This window comes from Dorea longicatena (assembly GCF_025150085.1).
GTDB classification, from domain to species: domain Bacteria; phylum Bacillota; class Clostridia; order Lachnospirales; family Lachnospiraceae; genus Dorea_A; species Dorea_A longicatena.
On record NZ_CP102280.1, the window covers coordinates 1,540,345 to 1,562,813 of the forward strand.

A 22,469-nucleotide genomic window follows, 5' to 3' on the forward strand; every position below is an offset into this window, starting at 1 on the left:
GCTAGAATTTATCTGCGTGCCGCTAGAATAACATGCCTGATTTTTATTTTCAATGCAATTTCTAGAAATACTGATTTTTTGTGAACTTTCTACAACTCCTTCATCTTCCCAAGAATCTCCTGATAAAACGCTTCCTGATCCCCGCCATTTCTCATATCTTCCAGAATCATTCCATCTTTCAGAAGAATCAGCCTGCTGCAATAACTTGCCATCTTCGGATCATGTGTTACCATAACAATTGTCTTGCCAAGTTCCCGATTGATATGACTCAGTGTATGGATTACCACATCACCGGACTTAGAGTCGAGGTTTCCGGTCGGCTCATCCGCAAGTATCAGATCCGGATTGTTGATCAATGCTCTGGATATCGCCACTCGCTGCTTTTCACCTCCGGATAATTCATACGGCTTCTTGTTCATCAGATGTGTAATTCCGAACTGTTCTGCATATTTCTGCGATTCTTCCATACACTCTTTCGCACTCTTCTTATCCAGGATCTTCGGAAGCATGATATTTTCCCTGACGGACAGACTGTCCATCAAATAGAAGTCCTGGAACACGAATCCGATCTTTCTCCGTCGTATGTCCGCAAATTCATCCTTCCACAAATCTTCCGTATCATGTTCTTCAAAGAACAGCTTTCCTCCGGTCTGACGGTCTATCATACCCAATAGTTTCAAAAATGTCGTCTTTCCACATCCGGATCTTCCCATAATTCCGACAAACTCCTGTCTCTGGATAGAAAAATTTAATCCCTTCAGGACATGGATCTCTTTCTTCTTTTCACCATCTTCTCCATACTGCACATAATCACGGACCAGATTCTCTGCTCTTAATACGTCTGCCGTTTTTTTATTTTCATTCTTTTCTAATTTTTCATTCATTACAAATCTGCTCCCTTTTCAATCTTTTTCACAATCGTATCTTCCAGCCACTTCAGATTCAGCCACTGTAATATGAAATATATAATCCAAAGTACACCTGCATTTATCACATAATTCTTCACATCATTCAGATGATAATCCCTGAGTCCAAATACAATTCCAGAATACAGTACCGTAACTATAACGGCAATAACAGATGGGATCGTCACAAACCGGCTGATTTCCTTTTTCTCGATGCAGATCCGTTCCCTGCGATTCATTCCCAGACGGTTCATGAACTGATACCGTTTCCGCATATCCGGCAGTTCCATCTGAACCTTCATATGAAGTAGGAGCATACTGATCACAGATAAAATAATAAGCACAAATCCATTCATCACACATTCAAGGATTCGCTCCATCTGCCGCTTTTTCGCTGCTTCTGTCTTCGTATATGTACTTTTTACAAGCGAATCAAATGACTCATCATATGCATGTTGCTTTGCAAAATCTATTGTCAACTGATCTGCTTTTTTCTGGTATTTTTCCGGTACATTTGCAAGGACAAGTTTCGTCGGCCATTCATGGATATTTTCTTCCAATACCGCATCCGACGTTTTTATTTTTTCTCCCGTATTCATGTCTGTCGTTTTCCAATAGTCTTTTATTTTGTCAAAATATGCATCAGCAAATACAATAAGATTCTCGTATTTTCCCTGTTTGAATGCACCGATCAGACTCGAAGTCTCGGAACCTGTAATCGTCCGTACCGGATAATAAGTCTGGTGCTCCATTGTATCAAAGCCAAACAATGGCTGTCCGATATGCAGATTCGGATGTATCATCAACTGATAGTGATCAATTGGTTTCGCCTTTGTTCCCTGATCTTGCTGATACACGACATAAATTTTCTTTCCGTTCTTGTCAAGATTCAGATGCTTTTTCGGTTTTTCTCCGACTGCCTTCTTTAACTTTCGATAACTGCTCTCTGATATACCGATATTCTGGCCTTGCTGCCAGACAAGATCAAATGGTCCTTCCAGACGTTCTGTATTATCAATCGTTGTTGCCCGGACCATCGGAATACTGGTCACTTCTGCTTTGCATTCTTGCTTAAGCTTTTCGATAATCCCTGTATCATTACTATTCGCAAGCCATACATAGTCGTATGGGTACAGCGTATCCGTCTTATCTGCAATTCTGTTAGATACAACTTTTACCGAGAAAAAGGACATCACACATACATGTATCACGATCATAAGTGTCAGATACTTTACAGTTGTCTGGTATCTGTGTCGTATCATATGTTCTTCCGGAAGGGTTCGCAGGTATTGATCCATAGACGTTTCTTTTTTACGCAGGATCATGGCACCTATATTATACAGAAAAACATACAAACACAGGAAGAACCCACACAAAAGAAAGATACTCTCTGAAAATCTTCTCTGTGTATACAGATACAGGACGATTACTCCCAGCAGCCCGCTGATCAACGCCCCTGCTTTTCTGTATATTCCCGGAATCTTCTCACTTTTCACCGCTGCATTTCTGGCATCGGCGGAACGTTCTCCTGCATGGATATCCCCAGAGATACCAAAAGCAAACAAACAGATAACAGCTATCACGATTGCCGTGATCAGATACACCTTCCACGATACCTCTGATTTCATATCGATTTTAGGAAAATGCTGTATAACAGCGGCATATATGCCAAACAAAATGGCTCTTCCAATCACAAATGCCGTCACCAGTGCCACCGCAAATCCGGCAAGTAATTCTCCGATCCAGGACCAGAACACGGCATTGCTCCGCATGCCAAGTGTCCGGAAAATCCCATCATCCGCCATCCGTTTTTTCCGGTAGAATACCATGACAACCGTAATCAAAAACAATGATATCAGTACGATCACGATCAGGCAGTCCTTCATAATCTCAGTCAGCCCAAGCCCTAGTAATTCATTATCATATCCATAGCTTCCGGAAAATGCCTCTCTCATTCCAAATCCAATGAACAGAAATGCTGCCGATAACAGAACCGATACAAATAAAAAAGAAAAATCTCTCCAGTGATATTTAAAATTCTCCCACAGCACATGGTAATAAAGCTTCGAATATTTCCCTGGAAAATATAATCTTCTTTTCCGTTCCTGTTTATAATGCTTATCATTTTCCTGAGTTTTCAGGATCTGTTCACCGGATTCTTCCCATTCTTCCATGGATTTATGCATCAGTAACCGTATCCCCGTCCATATCGGAAATACTGCCAGATACCCAAGTAGATACATCGGGAACACCTGTATCGTACCCGCACTGCTCCATGAACTGTTAAGTCCAATCTCGGCCACTACCGACAGCATTGCAAATAATCCGATAAGTTCTATGATAGATAAAAATTTTATTTCCCATCCCTTGATATTACAGATAAGCCGTATTGTTTCGATTACTTCAAGAACGACATACAGCATAACACATACCGTGAATGTTTTTGCCAGTGTATGAATATCCAGTGGTAATGCATCTGCTGCTCCGTCTAAAAACGTCGTGTTATATGTATCTGCACAACTGTGATTTCTCAACACAGCAATTACATACATAATAAAATTCTTCCGTTCTCCCGTTATATTCATCCACGGAAACAGAAAATATATCTGAAGTATGATCCCCAGAATAATATTCATCCGTCTCTTTTTCTCTTCCATTCTCATTCCTCTTCCGCCCCTCTTATATCATATATCGAGATGATACAGACCAGATACTCCCCGTAAATTTTATATCGGAATATGCCGTCATATTTTCTGACAATATCCTGTATGTTCTTCATTCCATATCCATGAAGTATCTCATCTTCTTTTACTGATACAAATTCCTTCTGATTCTGCACCGGCATTTCTTTAATTGCATTTGAGGTCTCAATATATAATAAATGATTCTTCTTTTTTATCTTAATTTTTATCCAGCGCTTTTTATCTTGGATCCGTTCACAGGCTTCCAGCGCATTATCTAGAACGTTTCCAAAAAGTGAAATAATCTCCCTGTCTGAAAACGGAAGGGTTGCAAATACTTCTGTCTCAATCTGCATATCCGTCTCTTTCTCTTTTGCATCTTTCGTCTTTTGATTGAGGATCATATCCAGCATGCGGTTACCCGTCCAGATCTGATAGCTGTCATCCAGCATATCATCACTTAATTCATTCAGATACTGGTGCAGTCCTTCCCAGTCTCTCTCCTGATCGTATTTTTTCAATGCAAGCAGGTGATTTTTCATATCATGTACAACCTTCCGGCTCTTTAACATTTCCTGATATTTTTCTTCCAGCGCTTTCACTTTTACCTGCAGCAACTGTTCGTCCCGCTCTTTCAGTTCTGTCTTATGCTTTGCTGTCTCCGTATCCCATGCAGCCGCCTCGATATCCAGAAACATCCAGATTCCAATAATACCTATGAATATCACCATATACATATAGATTCTAAGCTTGAACAGCGCACTGTCATCCAGATAGATGTATGAAGCATCAAGATATAAGAAAAAAAGAACGATGGCAAGAACCCAGACATACCTGTGTATATCAAACGTTTTGATCCCTTTCATATGTCTGTACAATTGCCATAGTTCGATCATCTGCATCACAATCATAAATGCTATGATCATGGTAAATGTCACTGCCGCAAAACCGGAATATTTCCATAAGATTGGATGCCCAGATAAGAAAATATAATTATATGCCTTGATGCAGCTTTCTTTCCGGAATATCTCGATCAGATACACGTGAATCGTGTGATACCCTCCGTCTATACGGATCCATGGAAAGAAGAAATATATTTGCAGCAGAATCCCCATACAAACATCTGCTTTTCGCTTTCTCGTCCATTCTTTCATTCTACATTTCTCCAATATTCCATGATCCGTGTCTTCACATCCTGAATAGTCTCTGCCCCTGCCTGAATCTTAATCCCGTCTTCCAGATAGACTGCATCCGTCGTGATCCGATCCACATGATCGATATTGATAATATAACTTCTTCCGGCAAATATAAAAGCCGGGCTTTTCAAATCTTCAAAAATCTGATGCAGTGCCAGACGTTCTTTGTATGCGCCATTTACCATTACAAATTCAACATACTTCTGCCCTTTGACCTTGCGGATACAGATAATGTCTTTATGATATAATTTTCTCTGGTCCGTCACCCCACCGATCCAGAAGAAATTCTGGCTCTCTTTTTGCTTTTCCTGATAAATTTTCTGTAATACTGCCGGCAAACGTTCTTTCATATCTCTTTTCAAAATATACTGATATGCCTCGAGGACATAACTATCCACTGCAAATTCGGCGTACGATGTCAGGAATACCAGGCAGATATCTTTTTGTTCTGCCTTTAAAATTCTTCCCAAATCGATCCCGCTTTTCCCCGGAAGATCAATATCTGAGATAACTACATCGTAGTGCTTCTTAACTTCCAGAAATTCTTCGGCTGTTTTATATATTTCGGTGGTTATATCCTGCACCTTAAGTTTCTCGAACTCCCGGCTAATAAGTCTTTCCACTTCCTGTCTTGTATGTTCTTCATCTTCTATCATTGCTATCTGAAACATTTATATTTTCTCCGTATTTATTCACATAATTATTGCATTCATTGTACCACGATAGTTACAAATATTGTTATAACTGGCCATGAATTCCGGGATTTGTGGCCATGAATTCTTGAAAAAACGTCTGCTGATACAGAAAACTTACCATTGGCAAAGCTCCTTACAGATGTTTTGGCAGCCAAGCAACTCCTTACGAACACATGGCAACACAAAAGAACTGCTATTTTAAGACTTTACTCCTAAAACAGCAGTTCTTATTTTTTCAATCATTTACTTCTAATATTTTCAACCAGCAGCTCGTACTTTTCTCATTTCCGATAGATATTCTATCTATTCCGCTTTATTCAGTCCCATGTTCTCACTCGCTTTTGTCACAGGAACTTCCACCATCACAGAGTTGTCATCAATCTCTACCGAATATGTCTTATGGATCAGGCAGTTCACCGGATCTTCTGTTGCAACAACTACTGCAAGTCTGTGTCCCGGCTCTACGGTATATCTTGTCGCATTGAGATATACGCTGTAATCATGATATTCGCCTTTTTTAAGTTCGATACTGTTCTGTGCTGTCTCCGGCGCATAACCTGCTTCCGGATTACACAGATCGGCAAATGCACGTGTGATCACGCGGTATTTTTTATGTACAGTATTGAATTCTGCCTCATCAAATGCCGGAAGATCTCCGCCATTAATGATTCCGCCTTCTTTCACCGTTGTTACCGGAACGATATTTCTTTCCGGATCTACGGTCTGGATACTGTCGAATTCTTCGTCACATACATCACAGAGAAGCACTGCAATCTCTACATCATCCATTTTACCGGATACTTTGGAATTACCAAGCTGCATGGTCAATGTATCCACATCGTTTCTGTTTTCCGGATCGAAATCTGTTTCGATATTTCCGTCTTTTAATGCTGCCTTTAAGTTCAGGCATACCGTTCCCTGTACAGTCACTGCCTCTTCAAATGGATCTGTCACATAGCGCTGTGCCATATTCGTAGACTTCTGTGCCATCACATCATCGAAGTTTTCTGCACTGACACCGGCTTTCTCCCAATCCGTGTCGATGACGGTCTTACTCTCCTCTTTAGATGCGAGCTTCATGGTATGCTCTGTTTCCCATGCAGATTCTACTTCCCATTTTTTCTGGTCATAGTTTGTCTGCGCAAGTACTTCCGGCATCTTTTCGGCACCATTTTCTACTCCGTACAGATAATGGGATATCCATTCATTTACGATATCATCATAGAATTTTCCATCGATCAGGATTCCGTAATTCTTATTCGCCATGGTCGGTGTGATATGTGGACCCTGATGAAGGATCAGTTTCACTGTCTGTCCTGCCTGTTCGAATGCGGTATGCATCATTTCGAACTGTTTTGTAGATACATTTTCATCATTGAATCCATGTACGATCAGCGCACTGCACTTGATCTGGTCTGCATGCAGACGGTAGTTTCCGGCTCCCCAAAATTCCGGATCATAGTCGAATCCGCATTTTAACTGCTGAAGACTTAATTCATGATGGAATGCTGCAATATCATCCAACTGTTTCTCAGATAATGTCTCATCGTTATAACGGCTGGAACAGAAATATGCCAGGAAACTGTTCAGCATCTCTTTCGGCCAGTAGCGCTGTGCACCCTGCATATTCTGCTGTGTATACCAGTCTGCGATACCTGCAACCGGAACAATTGTTTTCAGGCCTTCTACGCCTGTGGTTGCAACTGCAAACGGCATGGTTCCGGCATAAGATCTTCCGGTCATGGCAACATTCCCATTCGCCCAGTCTGCCTTCGTCTCGATCTTTCCTTCACGGTCTGCGTAAGCCACTCTGTCGCCATGCAGCCATTCTACAACAGATTTGAATGCATCTCTTTCATACTCTGAACCGACATAGTTGAATCCATCTGAGCCAAGCGCTCCGAATCCGGCACTTACAACCACTGCAAAGCCGCGCACCAGATAATAATTGAAGTTATCCAGATTTTCATATACCATGCTGTTATTGTTCCCTTTATCCGGATAATACCAGTCTGCCGGATCTGCCTTTAATGCAAGATCCATGGCACTGATCATTCCTTCCGGGATACGTGCAGGCACTTCTTTGTCAAGATCTGCAAAATCAATTTTGCGGTATTCTTTGCTTTCCACTTCTTTCATATGATCGTATCCGTCTGCCTGTACACCGGCACAATACGGACGTGCCTCATATAACGTTGCCGCCTTATAATTGCCTTCTACGGCACTTCTTGGAACCTGAATGAATGCTTTAACGAGATCTCTCTTTCCGTCTCCATCCATGTCATAGTCAGATTCCACATATACACAGTATCTTACGATACTTGATGTCGCAGGATCGTATTTTTCTCCTGTCTTTCCGTCTGTGAATTTGAAAACAGGCTGTGCAAGTCCATTTTCGAATACCGGTACTTTACTGTAATTCTTTTCTTCCATTGTAAAAACCTCTCTGATTCAATATTTTACCTAAGGAATATTGTACCACGCATTTCGGAACCGGGCAAATTTTCTTTCTGAAAATATCTGGAAATGACTGATACAGAAAAATGCGTAAAAACAGTTCTTTATCTGTTTTTACGCATCTATAATATATCCAAAATCGTATCATACACTGACGGATTGTCTTTGATCACAATCGCCAGTTTTTCTTTTGCCTGATTCAGCTGATGAAAAAGAAGTCTCACATTTGATTTTCTGCCTTCACTCGTTGTTATACGGGTTATTTCATAAGAAGCTTCACTAATCTTTCCCGCACGGAGATAACCGTCCTTATCATAATAATACTGTTCATCCAGTACGGCTACCAGGCGGTTCACATCCCGCATTGCCGAATTCTGATAGCGATATCCCCGTCTCGCATAGCCTTGCATCAAACATACTGCTTCTGTATCATCATTCGCATACACCACTTCAATATTAGGATAGCCCTTCTGCCCTTTTCTCCGCGACAGATCCAGCATGTTCTGAATAAAGGAAGAAAGTTCTGCATTTGTACGGATACGGTTCGTCATATGAAAGCTCTGCACATCCGGCAGGCTCGCAAGTCTTTGCGATATTTCACGATCCAGTTCTTTAGGCGAGATCATGTCTTCCGTATCACTGGAGAAGATTATCGGAATCTGCTTTTTACATTCTTCTAATATCTTTAATTGCTCCACAGAAAGCAGATGTGCCTCATCCACCAGAATAGCACTGTATGGCTTTAAGAATGTGTCAAACGCTTCTTCCGCACACACATTTTCTGTCATCGTCTGCTTTGCTGCCTGAAGTGATAACTGACGATCCGACAGAAAATCAATCCGGCGCAGACGTTTATGTAAAATTCTCCAGTCCTCTCCTGATTCTCCGCAATGAATCATGCAGACTCTCTGACGTACCGACAACTTCATCGCAAGATCATACAGAAGCAATGTCTTTCCCGTCCCCGGAAGTCCGCTGAACCAGTAATAGTCGGAATATTTTGCTCGGATTCCTTTCAGGATCTGTCGTTCGATATCTCTTTGCTGTGCCGTCAGAAAATATTCTTTCTGTAAAAAGCGTTCCGGCTCTCTGAGCGGTGAGATCAGATAGAGTTCTGCGCGGAACAGTTCTTCGATATTCCCGTCATAATCCGGACTTTCTCTTTTCAAAGCTCTGCATAATTCGTCCCAGTCTGCCTCTGCGATATGATCATGATTCGTCAGTCTTACCAGACGGTTCTGGCTGCTGATATAAGTATACGAATGAATCGTTCTTCCAAGCACCGACAGATAATATCGATTCTGCAGAAGCTGTCTGCAGATAGCCTCATCTGATACCACACCACTTTTTAACTCAATATTTACAATCTGGTCTTCTTTGATCTGAAGAAGATCAAATTCTTTTCCCAGTCTCGGAATCTGAAACGAATAAAAGAAACGAAGTGCATATACATCCTCCATACAGGTTTCCAATTCGGCTGTCAGTGCTTTCATACTTTCCAGTTCCCATTCCCGCATTTTCAGAAAATAGTCTCTTCCGGATAACTGACGTTCCAGTTTTTGCAGCTGTTCGATATTCTGATTTCTTGTGATCGTATAAATGGATATGGATTTCATTTTTTAATCTTTAACCCTCTTAGATATTCTTTCTGCTCTGGCGTGATCCGGTAACTTTCGATAGCTTTCTGGATCGTCTTATTATGCGTCCAGACATCTAATTTTTGCTTTTCGATAAACGGGAGAATCTTATCATACTGCTTTGCAAGCGCCGTCGCAAAATACCATGCACACATCATATTTACATAATATTCTTCCGAACGGATCTGTGCCACTTTCTCCGGGTACTCCATCTGAAATGCATCTTCCAGATAATAGCGCATCAGCATACTGATACCGAACCGGATGGTATATGCATGGTCGGATTCCATCCATCGGTATACTTCATCTATAAATGTATCCAGATGTTTCTTCACTACCTTGACCGCAAGCATATCGCAGGTCGCCCAGTTATCAATATACGGAAGAAAACGTTCCAGTTCTTCCAGACATATGTCATAGTCTTTAATCTGTTCGATCAAAAGTCCGTGCAAATTATTTTCTTCGTAGTACTGATGTGGCAGTATCTGCAGATATTCTTTTGCTTCATCCGTTTTTCCATACTTCTTCGCAAATACACGAAGTGCCGGCGTCCGAACACCGATGATCTTTTCTTTGTTGACTGTCGGCATTAGTTTTGCATGGAAGTCGCGGTATTTTAAGTCTTGCAACTCAAAAAGACGGGTTTGTACGTTGGTTATGATTGTTGTTTTATTCATATTTTCATCCTTGATTCTTATATTTCCCATGTCAGGCATATGATCTTTTTATTTATTATATCGCTGTTGCGATACAATTTCTATTGTTTTAAACGCATTAAACAGCACTTCTCCTCTTTTTTCTTGCCAAAAAAACTCTCACACAAACCCCCACAATCAATCCAACAACAATTGTCGCCCAAAGCGACATCTGTTCCGACATCGGCAATGTTCCCCATTCATCTTTGCGCAAAAAGAACCATAACATATAACACAGGAAATAAATCACTGAAAACACCCCTTCGATCCAGGGATTCGAATATCTCAGCTTCCTTTCCGGGATTTTCTTATCCAGATAATATGCAGCAAAGAACAGTGCACCCCATACAGCCCAGCATATAATATTCACACACATAGGTCCGTGTGAAAAAAGAGGAACCTGCAATACCGCAACCGCTGCAATTCCTAATATATATATGATCATCTGAATTTTATACAATAACGGCTCATCCAGCGATGCAATCCAGGCTTTTTCTGTCTCTTCCTGATAGTGTTCCGGTTCAATCCTTTTTCCAAGCATGAATTCACTGACACTGATATCCAGTATCTGACACAGTGGCTCGATCAGACTGATGTCCGGGAATGATTTTCCGGTATCACATAGTTAAAGATATTGGTGTCATTTAATCAATTTTGCCGATAAAGCGGTAGAAGATTTCTACCTCCTGTTCCCGGCTTCCGTCCTCACCTTTGACCGCTTCATGGACAACGATTTTTTCAATCAGCGTATTCAAAAGTTCGGCGGTCAGTTCTGTTGGATTGACGCACTCTTTCATCAAGGCAATCCATTTTTCTGCGTCTGCGGCGTTCTGGCTTTCAGTGGCGATAGCGGATTGAAGCTGTTCAATCTTTGTGTCCAGTTCAGCCTGTTCGCTCTGGTACTTCCCGGACAGCATAGAGAAGTTGTATTCTGTGATACGCCCCGCCGCCCAGTCCTCATACATCCGGGCAAACAGGGTATCGACTTCGGCTTTCCGCTTCTCCGCTTTGTTCAACTCTGCGGCTTGCTTCTTTCTTGCGGCGGCCTGTCCCTTGTCATTGGCATTTAACAGCCGCTTCAAAAGCCGTTCTTCATCATGCTGTACCAGCCTCGACCAGTATTGCAGACGGGAGAGGACATAGGCGTAAAGCACATCATAGCGGATATAATGCATGGAGCATTGGCGTGTGCCCTGTCCGTACTTGCTACAATGATAATGGCCGTAAGGCTTGCTGTTCTGCCTGTTCTCCCCATAGGACAGCGACCAGCCGCAATCCGCACATTTTACCAATCCGGAAAAAATCTGCGTCGTACCATCCTTGCACTTCCTGCGGCGGTTTGCTATCTGCTCCTGTACCTGCCGGAAAACCTGTTCGCTGATAATCGGCTCCTGCGTGTCCTCCACCCGCACCCATTCACTTTGGGGCTTGCGTATCCTCCGCTTGTTCTTAAAAGAAATGTTTGTTTCCCGGTAGTGGATGGTATGACCGATATAGGTTTCGTCTTTCATAATGCTCTTGACCTGCGCTATCGTCCATGCGTAGCTTTTTTCCTCCGGCGCACCCGCATAGATGTTTGCGAAAGTCCCGTCACGCTGGAAGTTGATAAATCCCGGCGTAGGAACCTTTTCCTCAATCAGTATTCTTGTGATACTGGCCGCCCCTCTGCCATGAAAGGCAAGGTCAAAAATCTTCTCCACTATCCAGCGGGTTTCCTCGTCGATTATCAGCTTGTTTTTGATTTCCGGGTGTTTCCTGTACCCGATGGGAGCATAGGCGCCGATACGCTGTCCTGTGGCAAACTTTGCTTTGAAAGCGGCCTTTACCTTGCGGCTTGTATCTTTCGCAAACCATTCATTGAACAGGTTTTTGAACGGGACAAAATCGGAAAGCCCTTTCTCTGTGTCCTCATTCTCCGCAACGGCGATGTAGCGCACCCGTTTTTCCGGGAACAGAAATTCCAGATAGTAGTCCATCATCACATGTTCCCGCCCGAAACGGGAAAGGTCTTTCGTGACAATGCAGTTTACTTTTCCGGCTTCCACATCGTCCATCATGCGCTGAAAATCCGGGCGTTCAAAGTTCGTCCCCGACCAGCCATCGTCCACATATTCACCGACTACATGAAGCCCCTGTTCCTTTGCGTACTGTTGCAGGATTGTCCGCTGTGTTTCAATGCTTACGCTGTCACCATAGTTTTCATCGTCCCGGCTCAATCTCATATAAAGCGCCGTGTTGTAAATCGTAGTATTGTAAGGTTGTTTCACCGTAAAAATCCTCCTTCTAAAGAAACAACCCACGCTTACAATACTTTTGCTCTATGGCAATTATATCATAAGCGTGGGCGTGTTATCAATGATGGGCTATCAGGTTGAAGCGGCTTTTTCTGCGGTATGCCGCACCACATCTACAATCAGATCACCGAGGGGCTTCCCGCCTGCGGCGAAGTGTTCGGAGATTTTTATACGGTTGTTCCCACATACAAAATACTGCGTGCCGTTCTCTGCTTGTATGACCTGCCCTGTCCGGGGTGTAAAAATATCGCTTTCGCTTTTTGCCATCCAGTGTCCTCCATATTCAGTTTTCAAGGTACAATGCCGCACAAAGGCGGCGAAAATTTCTGCTTATATCTATCACCTTTCCTTTACCGTGTGCCGCTGCTGACGTTTCAGTTCCGCCAGTATATCCGGCGGGATACGGTCAACCAGCCGCTGTAAATTGTCCAGTTCGCTTTTCAGCTTTGCCCGTTCCATCGTATCTTTCATCTTTCCTTTTTCGCTGGCCTTTGCCCTTGCTTCCAACTTCTCATTCTCCGCCAACAGGTCATTGATTGTGACCTTGTACTTTTTCAACTGCCCGGAGAAGTTCTCCATCTGCGGGAACCACTTTTTCAGCATGGAGAGGGCTTCCTCTTTTTTCTTTCCGGCGTTCAGCGGGTTAATGCCGTCAAGGGCGGCTTCAATGGCTCTGGCCTGTTTGGAGAGGGAAACCGCCTGTTTGAAAAGCCGGGTGGGGATATGCTTCCGGCCTGTCTTGCTGGCGCTTTCCCCACGCTCCAAGTCAGGATATTTCTCCACCATATAGGCGTGAAAATCGTCCTGCCACTTCGTCAGGTTTGCCCGGTTGCCGATAATCTCCTTTGCACACAGGCGGTTGTCCTTTGTCAGCGGAACAAAGGTCAAATGCAGGTGGGGCGTTTTCTCGTCCATGTGTACCACCGCCGACACGATATTTTCCCGTCCTACCCGGCCAATGAGGAAAGCCGCCGCCCTCTGGAAAAACGCCTGTATCTCCTTTGGGGATTTCCCCTTGAAAAACTCCGGGCTGGCAGTTACCAGTGTATCGACAAACCGTGTGCTGTCTTTCCTTGTCCGGCATCCGGCCTGCTCGATACGGCTCTGAATGAAGTGGTAATAGCGTCCCTCCGGCTTGACGATATGGAAGTTGTATTTACTCCGGCTTGTGTCAATGTCGGGGTTGCTGGCGTATTGTTCTTTCTGTCTTTCGTGATGGGCTTCCAGCGGCCTTGCCGGGTTGCCCTTGTGCTTCTCAAACCGCAAAATTGCGTGTTGTGCCATTCTGCTCCTTTCCCCATTCCTTTCCTATCCGGGGTTTTCCACAGGGAAAATCCCGCCGGAATTATCTCTGATACGATAGGAATGGAATGGATATAAATAAATCATTTTAATCTTTGTATTTCTATATACCGTCCGGTTTTCGTACTTCTCAAGATTGATTTCCGTACTTCAAGGGTACGGTTTTCAGTCCTCCGGCGTACCAGAACGGGATTTCTTGAAGTCGGTGTTTGGAACCGCTTCATAGGATTTTGGGAAAATGCGGTTGGGTTTTCCACAGCCCTGCTTCTGGATCTCCACCAGTCCGGCGTATTGCAGTTCCCGCAGGGTGTTCACCGCTTTCTGCCGCCCACAGTGGAGCAGGTCAACCACTTCGCAGATAGGGTAATACAGGAAAATCCGTCCGCAGTCATCCGCCCACCCATTCTTGCGGGACAACTCTGTCCGGCGCAGGATAAAGGCGTACAGAACCTTTGCCTCGTTGGACAGGGGCCTGAATGTGGGGGCTTCAAAGAGGAAATTCGGGAGCCGGGTGAAGCTGAACGCCTTTTCCGGCTGATGGATATAGATGGTATTTGTCATAGTGCGTTTTGTGGACGGTTAGAAGCCCGTTTTCCGGGGCGGGCGATACTTTATACCACCTGCCCCGGTTTGGGGCTTGCGGAGCCTGATAAATCAAGGCTTTTTCCGCTCCTAACTGTCCACAGCAGACCTCCTTTTCCGTTCACTTTCTGTTTTCTGCCGCCTGTGAACTCTGGCGGCACAGCCGGGGCAGTATTTTGCCCGGTTGGATTTTGGGACGAACACGCCGCCGCAGACCTCACAGCGTTTCAAGTCCTTATCCCGGAAAATCCCCGCTTCCAGCGTCCCGTCCAGCGGCAAGACCGCCCAGCGGAACCACTTACAGCAGACCGAGAAAGAAACCGTCTGCGGGCAGGTGCAGGTGTCCCCATCATCAAGGGCAATGCAGTTGCCGTCCTCACAACAACAGCACTCCCGGCGTATCAGGCTGGCCGCCTGTTTCCTCTGCGCCGGTGTCATGCGGTAAAGAGAACCGTCCGGCCTGCGTTCCAGTGGCGGCAAGTCTTTATAGGGGTTATCTCTCATGCGTTCCCTCCATTTTGCTTTCCGTTGCCGTTCCTCCGAAAAGGTTTCCTGCCCCATTCCTGCGGCGTGTTCCGGCGTTGGCACGCTCCCCGCAACTTCGGGACAACTTGTCCCGAAGTGACCTCTGGACAAAGTGTCCAGAAGCTGGCTCCTTGCAGTGCTTCCCCAGCCGGGGTATTCCTTTTCGGACGGTCATTCTGTTTTCAAGGTGCCGTTCATCGATGAACTAAAATAAGTCTACACCTAAATGACCGTCCGTCCCGTATATCCATAAAGTCGGAGATCCGCCCGGAAAACTGCCTATTTCCACGCTCTCGGAATTGTGGTAAAATAAACATAAAAATTGGCTTTCAAGCCATAGGAGGACAATAATCTATGAAAATCGGAATTTTATGTGCGGGTGACGAAGAACTCGCCCCATTTTTGCCCTTGATAAGCAACTGTAAGATAACGGAAAAAGCTATGCTGAAATTCCATGCTGGACAGATTGATAGTGTAGAAGTTGTCGCCCTGTTTTCCGGCGTGTGCAAAGTAAATGCCGCCATAGCCGCTCAGCTTTTGATAGATGTATTTTGCGTGGATATAATTATCAATTCAGGGACAGCGGGCGGTATGGAGCCAGAACTTGAAATATTCGATACAGTTATCTCCACAGAAGTTTGTTACCACGATGTAGCGCCAGACATTTTAACGGAATTTCATCCGTGGATGAATTCTGTGTTTTTTGTGGCAGACCCAAAGCTGATAGATATGTCAAAGTCTGCTGTTGACAAGCTTTCAACTTCTGGAAAGGTAGTTTGGGGCCGTATGGTAACGGGAGAATCGTTTATAACCGATGAGAGCCGGCAAAAAATAAACGATGAATTTGCTCCCTTGACGGTTGACATGGAAACTGCCAGTATCGCTCATGTCTGCTATGCAAATGACATACCGTTTATCGCCATTCGGTGTGTGACCGATACTGAAAAACACAGCGGAGTTGATAATTTTGACAAAAACTGTGCAAAAGCATCAAGTATTGCCAAAGATATTACGGTTGCTTTATTAAGAGAAATCAAAAAGTCGTGGTAAGATTGGATGATATTTTAGAACAGAGGACAGAGGGGGGAGAGTATGGCCCTAACTATTCAAGAACGACTAAAAGACCTGCGTGTGGAGCGTGGCTTGACGCTGGAACAGCTTGCGGAACAGACGCACCTCTCCAAATCTGCTTTAGGCAGTTATGAGGGGGACAATCTCAAAGACATCAGCCACTATGCCCTTATTGAGTTAGCAAAGTTTTACGAAGTGACTGTTGATTATCTGCTGGGCCGTTCCCAAACAAAAAATCACCCAAACGCCGATCTTGCAGACCTGCGTTTGAGCGACGATATGATTGAACTATTGAAAAGCGGGCGGGTGGACAATTCCCTTTTGTGTGAACTGGCGACCCACCCGGATTTTCCCCGGCTCATGGCCGACCTTGAAATCTATGTGAACGGCGTGGCGGGAAAACAGGTACAGAGTGCAAACGCCATTGTGGACGCCGTGAGTGCAACGATTATGAAACAACACAATCCCGGCTTGACTGACCCGCAGTTAAGGCAGCTTATCGCCGCCCATATTGACGACGACAGCTTTTGCCGCTATGTGATACAGCAGGACATAAACAAGATAGCCCTCGACCTGCGGGAAGCCCACAAGGACGATTTTTTCAGCGTCCCGGAGGATAGCCCACTGGAAGATTTTTTGCAGGCAGCCGAGGAAACCGCTAAAGAGGACAGCGACCCGGAGCAGGCGGCTATGATGTTTATCTGCAAGCGGCTCAAACTGAATTATAAGAAGCTGTCCGAGGAAGAAAAGAAGTGGCTGAAAAAGATTGCACAGAAGTCGGACTTGCTGAAAAATCCAAAGCCGCAGCGAGGACGGAAGTAAGAGAATAATAAATCAGATTATATGGAGGTATTGGTTATGAAAAAATGGTTACTGATAATTTCAGCGACTGTTATTTGCGTTGCTGCCGCTTTTTTATATTTCTTTAGTTTAACTCCCAAAGGAGATACCATTACCAGCAGAGAAAGCATACTGAACACCGCAATTTCAAAGGGGAATGAATGGACTATTGCAAAAGAACTGGAACTTGGCGGTTATATCGTGAGTGGAGCATATAGTGCAGATAATAAATCTACACTTGCCATCTTTGAACCAACAGGAAATGGAGATTACAAATTTAGTACATCAACAAACCGAAATAGTGATGAGATTATTGTTGGTGGCGTTGCAATAAACGGAGAATGGTATGATTTAATTTGGTTTAATGGTGCTAAAACAGAGTATGCCGAAATCACTTATACAATAAATGGACAAGTGCAAGATACATTGAGATACAGCACAGATGATATGGATATTATCTCAATTAAAAACCCAGAAAAAGAGTATTCCATTCATGTGGTTTACTATGACAATGATGGAAATAAGTACGAATAAATTGTTTTTCATCGAGAAAATAGCAAAGCCAGCCGAGCCAGTCAACGGTCAAGATGAACGGCGCATTTCATGCGCCGCCGTTGACAGTCCCGCCCGTCTTTGCTAAAGGGTAATCAAGGCGGGAAAGCCCTAAAATGGTTTCACACCTATTTCAATAATTGGAGGAGATAAAAATGAGATCAGAAAAGGAAGTTTATGATATTGTTTTGAATTTTGCAAAAACAGACAAACGCATTCGCATGGTTACTTTGGAAGGATCTAGAACAAATACAAATATTCCGCCTGATGATTTTCAGGATTTTGATATTACTTTTTTTGTTACGGATATGGACAGCTTCACAAGTGATGATAAATGGCTAGATATATTTGGTGAAAGGTTGATTCTGCAAAAGCCGGAAGATATGGAATTATTTCCAGCTGTAGAAAAGGGATTTTCATATTTAATGCTGTTTACTGATGATGTTAAGATAGATTTAACTTTGCTGCCGCTGGAACTGATAGACGAGTATTTTACATGGGATAAACTGGTAAAGTTACTGTTGGATAAAGACAACCGTATCGTAAAGCCGCCAATACCAACGGATATAGACTACCACTTGCAGAAGCCTACTCAAAGAATGTTTGACGATTGCTGTAATGAATTTTGGAATACTACAACATATGTAGTAAAGGGCTTATGCCGCAAAGAAATTCTTTTTGCTATTGACCATATGAATGATATAGTACGAAAAGAATTGCTTCGCATGATTTCCTGGCTGATTGGTATCAAACAGGGATTTCATTTCAGTTTGGGAAAAAACTATAAATTTATGAAGCAATATGCCCCAGAGGAATTGTGGGAACGACTTATGTCCACTTATAATATGGATTCCTATCCCCATATGTGGGAATCCTTTGAACAATGTATGGCATTGTTCCGGGAGGTTTCGTCAGAAGTGGCATGCCAGTTGGATTACCAGTATCCACTATATGATGAAAAAATCAGTAATTATGTGATTCGGCAAAAGAAAAAATATGGCATTGAAGATGATAACAAATAAAATTTTTTCAATCGAAAAAATTTATTTTGATTATTCAATTTTGAAAAACTGAATACCTCAAAATCAGAAAGAGCGCGGACAAGCACTTTGAGGGATTGACCGCCTTGTCCACCCATTCAGTGGGACGGCGGGCGGCGGTCAAGGCCGGGTGTAAACCCGTTCATTTCAGCCTTGACGGTTACCCGCTGTCCTGTTACTTTTCCGGGAGTGTAGCCACAACTTCGGGACACTTTGTCCACAAGTCGGAGCGTAGGACGATGAACGGGGGCTTTCATATACGCCCTGTCTGCTGTTGAAACCAGACCTGCGCTTACGGCTCCACGCCACACAAGCACAGCCCTGTTTTCCTGCCGCTTCAAATGCCCTTGCCCTCCCCGGCGGCAACGGCATTTTCACGGCAACGCCGACAGAGCGTATAACACACTACACTTTGCTTCGCAAAGTCGTGTGCCAAATGGGGGCGTTGCCCCCTTTGGAAACCCCCACAAGGAAAGGCGGTACGCTACCCCTCCACGGGGCGCATACCGCCTTTTCTTGTTATCCAGCCCTCCGGCTGTATCGGTTGAGCAAAAGTCAGCGTGGGAATGGTGTGGTATCTTTATCTAAGTGAAACCCCATTCTCCCATTTTGACACAGCTCTGTCTGTCACGCCCAGTTCTTCTCCCAGCTGCTTCTGCGTCAGATTTTTTTCCTTCCTGCATGTCGATATAAACCTTCCAAGTTCTAATGGTTCAACCATATGCGTCACCTCCTGTCGGCTTTATTATGCCATATTTCTCCCAGAAAAGCACTCCACTTATGGTTGAACGCCTCTAAATACCGCTAATTCTCACTATTAGACGCATGAACTTATATTTTGTTACAGATTTTTATCTTTATTTTTTAATTTTATAGTAAGCGGCCAAATTTGTCAGCCTCTTTCGGTCATATGGCGATACAGCGAACACATCGCGATGCAAAAAACTCCCCGAGCCACCAAAGACTCCGGGAGTTTTTTATCATTATATGATATATGATATGTATGATATGTTCGAAAAAAGATCACTCTGCCGCAATCACCATCGTCCTGTGGATCTTCTTCCTTACAAACCAGAAGCAGATCACCTGCATGATGATCGTTGCAATCCAGGATACCGGATAAGACAGAAACAAGAAAGTCAGTGATCTGTGTGAAGGGAACAGTCCATAGATCCAGATAATCCGGACTCCGACCGTACCGATGATAGAAAGAATCATCGGTACCGTGGAATATCCCATTCCTCTCAGTGCTCCCGGGAACAGATCCATCAGACCGCACAGGAAATAGGTAACGGTTGTATAAGAAAAGATCTCCATACCGTATTTGATAACATCTGCCTGATTACTGTAAATATGCAGAAGTTCCGGTCCGAATATGTACACACTGCTTCCGAGGATCAAAGTTACCACAACTGAAAGGATCATACAGTCAATCAGAACCCTGTCCATACGTTTTAATTTCTTCACTCCGTAGTTCTGGCTTGTGAAGCTCATACAGGCCTGTGTGAAGGAGTTCACCGACACATATAAGAATCCGAAAATATTATTCGATGCCGTATATCCTGCCATTGCGATCGATCCAAAAGAATTGACCGATGACTGCAGCATCGCATTTGAAATATTGATTACCGTGCTCTGGATTCCCGCCGGAACCCCGACTTCAAAAATCTGCTTCAGATACACGGATCTGATCCGAAGCTTTGCAAGGTGAAGCTGATAGCTGCTCTCTGTGTGATGCAGGCACCGGAGTACCAGGATACAGGATACCAGCTGGGATATAACGGTCGCAATCCCAACGCCTGCTACATCCAGATGAAAACCGATGACCAGGAACAGATTCAATATTGCATTAATCACTCCGGATACGATCAGGAAGATCAACGGACGTTTGGTATCCCCCACTGCCCTTAATATGGCTGCTCCATAGTTATACATCATAAAAAATGGCATACCGCAGAAATAAATCCGCATATAAAGTGTGGATTTGGCAATTACATCATCCGGTGTCCCCATAATTTCCAGTGCGCCTCTGGCAAAGACCACTCCAATCACCGCCATCGCCACTCCGCTTACCAGAGCAAGTGCAATAGCCGTATGTACCGTCTCCGACATTTCTTTTGTTTTTCCGGTCGCATAATATCTCGCTGCAAGTACATTTGCTCCCAATGAGATTCCGATGAAAAGATTGGTAAACACATTGATCAGTGCCGTTGTCGAACCCACCGCTGCGAGCGCCTGACTTCCGCTGAAACGTCCCACTACCACGATATCCACCGCATTGAACATCAGCTGTAAGATTCCTGACAGCATCAGTGGTATGGAAAATGAAATCAATTTGTTCATGATGGTTCCATTGCACATATCAATCTCATATTTATTTTTCTTCAAAACAACTCTCTCCTTTTATAGTAATATCTTCAATCAAAGCATAAAGCCGTAATTTTTATTGTAGCATAGATTTATCGTTTGTGAACATTTAATTATTAATTCGTTTTATATGTGTAAAGACATTTTCCTTGACAGAACATCAAAAACAACCTATAATCACTTAGCTTATATGTTTTTATTTACATTCATTGTAAACATCCATATCAGTAAATATAAAAAACGTATCTCTGCAATGTTTCCCCACTGTCTGAAAAGGAAGCATCTCAGAGATACGTTTTTTATTTATTAGAACATCTTTTAAAAATTAATATCTTCGTTCCTAATTCTCTTCCGCATAGAACACATTCTTATCCAGTGCCTTGTTCTGGTGTGCAACGATTGTTGTACATACAGCATCACCTGTGATATTAACGGCAGTTCTTGTCATATCCAGGATACGGTCGATACCCATGATCAGACCAATTGCCTCAACCGGAAGTCCGACAGAATTGAATACCATTGTCAGTGTTACCAGACCTACACTTGGCACACCGGCCGTACCGATGGATGCAAGTGTTGCAGTTCCGATCACAGTAATATAATCTGTCATACTTAAGTGGATTCCGAATGCCTGTGCGGCAAATACAACGGCTACCCCCTGCATGATCGAAGTACCATCCATATTGATGGTCGCTCCAAGAGGAATGGTGAAAGATGATATCTTCTTAGATACACCCACCTTCTTGGACAGGGTATCGATTGACAGCGGAATCGTTGCATTTGATGTTGCTGTTGAGAATGCGAAGGCCATAACCGGGAAGAACTTCTTGATAAATTTCAGAGGATTCAGTCCGGTAAATATCTTCAGTAAGATCTGGTATACACCGAAACACTGGATTGCCAGTGCGATCAATACACCGATCATATATTTTGCCAGCGGTACAAATGCACTGAATCCGATGTTTGCAAATGTGCGGCTGATCAGGCAGAAGACACCAATTGGGGCAAGTGCCATGATCATCATCGTCATTTCCATCATGATATCATTAAACTGGCTGAAGAAGTTCGCAACTGTCTCTGCACGTTCTCCTAATTTTGCAAGGATCACACCGATGATCAATGCAAATACGATGATCTGCAGCATCTCTCCGCTTGCAAGAGAATTAATCGGGTTATCCGGGATAATATTTAACAACGTGTCTGTCAATGAAGTAGCCTTCATAGTTTCTACAGATGCTGCATTAGTCTTGATCGTGCTCATGTCCAGTCCCACACCCGGATTGATCAGGTTTCCGACAGACAATGCTACGGTAACCGCAAGTGCTGTTGTTGCCAGATAAAAGATCAGTGTTCTTGCACCGACTGTACCAAGCTTCTTCGTATCCCCGATCGACATACTTCCGCACACAAGCGAACAGAATACCAGTGGTACAACCAACATCTTCATCAGTTTGATAAAGCCTTGTCCGACCACGTACAGTACACCTTCTACGATAATGTCGTCTTTGATATGTCCACTTGGAACCGCATAACATAAAATAATTCCAAATATCGCTCCTGCAAGCAATGCAATAAAAATCTTCGTTGTAAGTCCTATTTTCTTCTTTTCCTTCTTCTGTGTCTCTCCCAT

20 protein-coding genes are annotated in these 22,469 nt (G+C 43.7%); 4 read left to right on the plus strand and 16 right to left on the minus strand.

Going from position 1 to position 22,469, the window contains the following annotated elements; genetic code table 11:
* Positions 1-89: 89 nt before the first annotated feature.
* From NQ508_RS07285 to NQ508_RS07345, 13 genes are all read right to left on the minus strand, one after another.
* Positions 90-884 (minus strand): ABC transporter ATP-binding protein, encoded by a 795-nt coding sequence (locus NQ508_RS07285; RefSeq protein ID WP_006426525.1) that lies wholly within the window; start codon positions 882-884, stop codon positions 90-92.
* Positions 884-3,562 (minus strand): FtsX-like permease family protein, encoded by a 2,679-nt coding sequence (locus NQ508_RS07290; RefSeq protein WP_044919553.1) that lies wholly within the window; start codon positions 3,560-3,562, stop codon positions 884-886. The genes NQ508_RS07285 and NQ508_RS07290 overlap by 1 nt, the downstream gene beginning before the upstream one ends.
* Before the next feature lie 2 nt (positions 3,563-3,564).
* Positions 3,565-4,740 carry a sensor histidine kinase gene (locus tag NQ508_RS07295; RefSeq protein WP_006426523.1) on the minus strand — a complete coding sequence of 392 codons (1,176 nt, stop codon included), beginning with the start codon at positions 4,738-4,740 and terminating at the stop codon, positions 3,565-3,567.
* Positions 4,737-5,453 carry a LytR/AlgR family response regulator transcription factor gene (locus tag NQ508_RS07300; protein WP_006426522.1) on the minus strand — a complete coding sequence of 239 codons (717 nt, stop codon included), beginning with the start codon at positions 5,451-5,453 and terminating at the stop codon, positions 4,737-4,739. The genes NQ508_RS07295 and NQ508_RS07300 overlap by 4 nt, the downstream gene beginning before the upstream one ends.
* A 327-nt stretch (positions 5,454-5,780) precedes the next feature.
* Positions 5,781-7,910: a CocE/NonD family hydrolase gene (locus NQ508_RS07305; protein ID WP_006426521.1), complete on the minus strand. Its 2,130-nt coding sequence runs from the start codon at positions 7,908-7,910 to the stop codon at positions 5,781-5,783.
* A gap of 146 nt (positions 7,911-8,056) precedes the next feature.
* Positions 8,057-9,550 carry an ATP-binding protein gene (locus NQ508_RS07310; RefSeq protein WP_006426520.1) on the minus strand — a complete coding sequence of 498 codons (1,494 nt, stop codon included), beginning with the start codon at positions 9,548-9,550 and terminating at the stop codon, positions 8,057-8,059.
* Complete coding sequence (locus tag NQ508_RS07315; protein WP_044919700.1) at positions 9,547-10,248, minus strand: DNA alkylation repair protein; 702 nt, start codon at positions 10,246-10,248, stop codon at positions 9,547-9,549. Before NQ508_RS07315 ends, NQ508_RS07310 begins: the two co-directional genes overlap by 4 nt.
* Positions 10,249-10,345: 97 nt before the next feature.
* Positions 10,346-10,807 (minus strand): hypothetical protein, encoded by a 462-nt coding sequence (locus NQ508_RS07320; RefSeq protein WP_006426518.1) that lies wholly within the window; start codon positions 10,805-10,807, stop codon positions 10,346-10,348.
* A 103-nt stretch (positions 10,808-10,910) separates the two neighbouring features.
* Positions 10,911-12,488, minus strand: coding sequence for a recombinase family protein (locus NQ508_RS07325; protein WP_006426517.1), 1,578 nt, complete (start codon positions 12,486-12,488; stop codon positions 10,911-10,913).
* Positions 12,489-12,632: 144 nt separating this feature from the next.
* Entirely contained in the window at positions 12,633-12,827 is a 195-nt protein-coding gene (locus NQ508_RS07330; protein WP_002334813.1) for a hypothetical protein, read from the minus strand.
* 72 nt (positions 12,828-12,899) lie between these two features.
* Positions 12,900-13,844, minus strand: a complete 945-nt coding sequence (mobV, locus tag NQ508_RS07335; protein ID WP_006426516.1) for a MobV family relaxase — start codon at positions 13,842-13,844, stop codon at positions 12,900-12,902.
* Between the two features lie 183 nt (positions 13,845-14,027).
* Positions 14,028-14,423, minus strand: a complete 396-nt coding sequence (locus NQ508_RS07340) for a replication initiator protein A (RefSeq protein ID WP_006426515.1) — start codon at positions 14,421-14,423, stop codon at positions 14,028-14,030.
* A 111-nt stretch (positions 14,424-14,534) separates the two neighbouring features.
* Positions 14,535-14,948, minus strand: a complete 414-nt coding sequence (locus NQ508_RS07345) for a cysteine-rich VLP domain-containing protein (protein WP_015541386.1) — start codon at positions 14,946-14,948, stop codon at positions 14,535-14,537.
* A gap of 375 nt (positions 14,949-15,323) precedes the next feature.
* Between NQ508_RS07345 and NQ508_RS07350 the strand changes: the two genes are divergently transcribed.
* The 4 genes from NQ508_RS07350 (at position 15,324) to ant(6) (ending at position 18,454) form a co-directional block, all read left to right on the plus strand.
* Positions 15,324-16,019, plus strand: coding sequence for a 5'-methylthioadenosine/adenosylhomocysteine nucleosidase (locus NQ508_RS07350; protein WP_006426512.1), 696 nt, complete (start codon positions 15,324-15,326; stop codon positions 16,017-16,019).
* A 42-nt stretch (positions 16,020-16,061) separates the two neighbouring features.
* Positions 16,062-16,862 carry a helix-turn-helix domain-containing protein gene (locus NQ508_RS07355; protein ID WP_006426511.1) on the plus strand — a complete coding sequence of 267 codons (801 nt, stop codon included), beginning with the start codon at positions 16,062-16,064 and terminating at the stop codon, positions 16,860-16,862.
* 36 nt (positions 16,863-16,898) lie between these two features.
* Entirely contained in the window at positions 16,899-17,414 is a 516-nt protein-coding gene (locus NQ508_RS07360; RefSeq protein WP_015541387.1) for a hypothetical protein, read from the plus strand.
* Between the two features lie 173 nt (positions 17,415-17,587).
* The gene (gene ant(6), locus NQ508_RS07365; protein WP_006426509.1) at positions 17,588-18,454 is read left to right on the plus strand and encodes an aminoglycoside 6-adenylyltransferase; all 867 of its coding nucleotides are present in this window, start codon (positions 17,588-17,590) and stop codon (positions 18,452-18,454) included.
* A 598-nt stretch (positions 18,455-19,052) separates the two neighbouring features.
* Here ant(6) and NQ508_RS07370 read toward each other — a convergent pair.
* From NQ508_RS07370 to NQ508_RS07380, 3 genes are all read right to left on the minus strand, one after another.
* Positions 19,053-19,193 carry a helix-turn-helix domain-containing protein gene (locus tag NQ508_RS07370; RefSeq protein ID WP_006426508.1) on the minus strand — a complete coding sequence of 47 codons (141 nt, stop codon included), beginning with the start codon at positions 19,191-19,193 and terminating at the stop codon, positions 19,053-19,055.
* Positions 19,194-19,495: 302 nt separating this feature from the next.
* A complete protein-coding gene (locus NQ508_RS07375) occupies positions 19,496-20,833 on the minus strand; it encodes an MATE family efflux transporter (protein ID WP_044919698.1) in 1,338 nt (445 codons plus the stop codon).
* Between the two features lie 346 nt (positions 20,834-21,179).
* Positions 21,180-22,469, minus strand: coding sequence for a dicarboxylate/amino acid:cation symporter (locus NQ508_RS07380; RefSeq protein WP_044919544.1), 1,290 nt, complete (start codon positions 22,467-22,469; stop codon positions 21,180-21,182).

Excerpts from the sequence above, each read along its gene's own strand:
- NQ508_RS07285 (WP_006426525.1), bottom strand. The coding sequence starts at position 884 with ATGAATGAAAAATTAGAAAAGAATGAAAATAAAAAAACGGCAGACGTA.
- NQ508_RS07290 (WP_044919553.1), bottom strand. The coding sequence starts at position 3,562 with ATGGAAGAGAAAAAGAGACGGATGAATATTATTCTGGGGATCATACTT.
- NQ508_RS07295 (WP_006426523.1), bottom strand. The coding sequence starts at position 4,740 with ATGAAAGAATGGACGAGAAAGCGAAAAGCAGATGTTTGTATGGGGATT.
- NQ508_RS07300 (WP_006426522.1), bottom strand. The coding sequence starts at position 5,453 with ATGTTTCAGATAGCAATGATAGAAGATGAAGAACATACAAGACAGGAA.
- NQ508_RS07305 (WP_006426521.1), bottom strand. The coding sequence starts at position 7,910 with ATGGAAGAAAAGAATTACAGTAAAGTACCGGTATTCGAAAATGGACTT.
- NQ508_RS07310 (WP_006426520.1), bottom strand. The coding sequence starts at position 9,550 with ATGAAATCCATATCCATTTATACGATCACAAGAAATCAGAATATCGAA.
- NQ508_RS07315 (WP_044919700.1), bottom strand. The coding sequence starts at position 10,248 with ATGAATAAAACAACAATCATAACCAACGTACAAACCCGTCTTTTTGAG.
- NQ508_RS07320 (WP_006426518.1), bottom strand. The coding sequence starts at position 10,807 with ATGCTTGGAAAAAGGATTGAACCGGAACACTATCAGGAAGAGACAGAA.
- NQ508_RS07325 (WP_006426517.1), bottom strand. The coding sequence starts at position 12,488 with ATGAGATTGAGCCGGGACGATGAAAACTATGGTGACAGCGTAAGCATT.
- NQ508_RS07330 (WP_002334813.1), bottom strand. The coding sequence starts at position 12,827 with ATGGCAAAAAGCGAAAGCGATATTTTTACACCCCGGACAGGGCAGGTC.
- mobV (WP_006426516.1), bottom strand. The coding sequence starts at position 13,844 with ATGGCACAACACGCAATTTTGCGGTTTGAGAAGCACAAGGGCAACCCG.
- NQ508_RS07340 (WP_006426515.1), bottom strand. The coding sequence starts at position 14,423 with ATGACAAATACCATCTATATCCATCAGCCGGAAAAGGCGTTCAGCTTC.
- NQ508_RS07345 (WP_015541386.1), bottom strand. The coding sequence starts at position 14,948 with ATGAGAGATAACCCCTATAAAGACTTGCCGCCACTGGAACGCAGGCCG.
- NQ508_RS07350 (WP_006426512.1), top strand. The coding sequence starts at position 15,324 with ATGAAAATCGGAATTTTATGTGCGGGTGACGAAGAACTCGCCCCATTT.
- NQ508_RS07355 (WP_006426511.1), top strand. The coding sequence starts at position 16,062 with ATGGCCCTAACTATTCAAGAACGACTAAAAGACCTGCGTGTGGAGCGT.
- NQ508_RS07360 (WP_015541387.1), top strand. The coding sequence starts at position 16,899 with ATGAAAAAATGGTTACTGATAATTTCAGCGACTGTTATTTGCGTTGCT.
- NQ508_RS07370 (WP_006426508.1), bottom strand. The coding sequence starts at position 19,193 with ATGGTTGAACCATTAGAACTTGGAAGGTTTATATCGACATGCAGGAAG.
- NQ508_RS07375 (WP_044919698.1), bottom strand. The coding sequence starts at position 20,833 with ATGTGCAATGGAACCATCATGAACAAATTGATTTCATTTTCCATACCA.
- NQ508_RS07380 (WP_044919544.1), bottom strand. The coding sequence starts at position 22,469 with ATGGGAGAGACACAGAAGAAGGAAAAGAAGAAAATAGGACTTACAACG.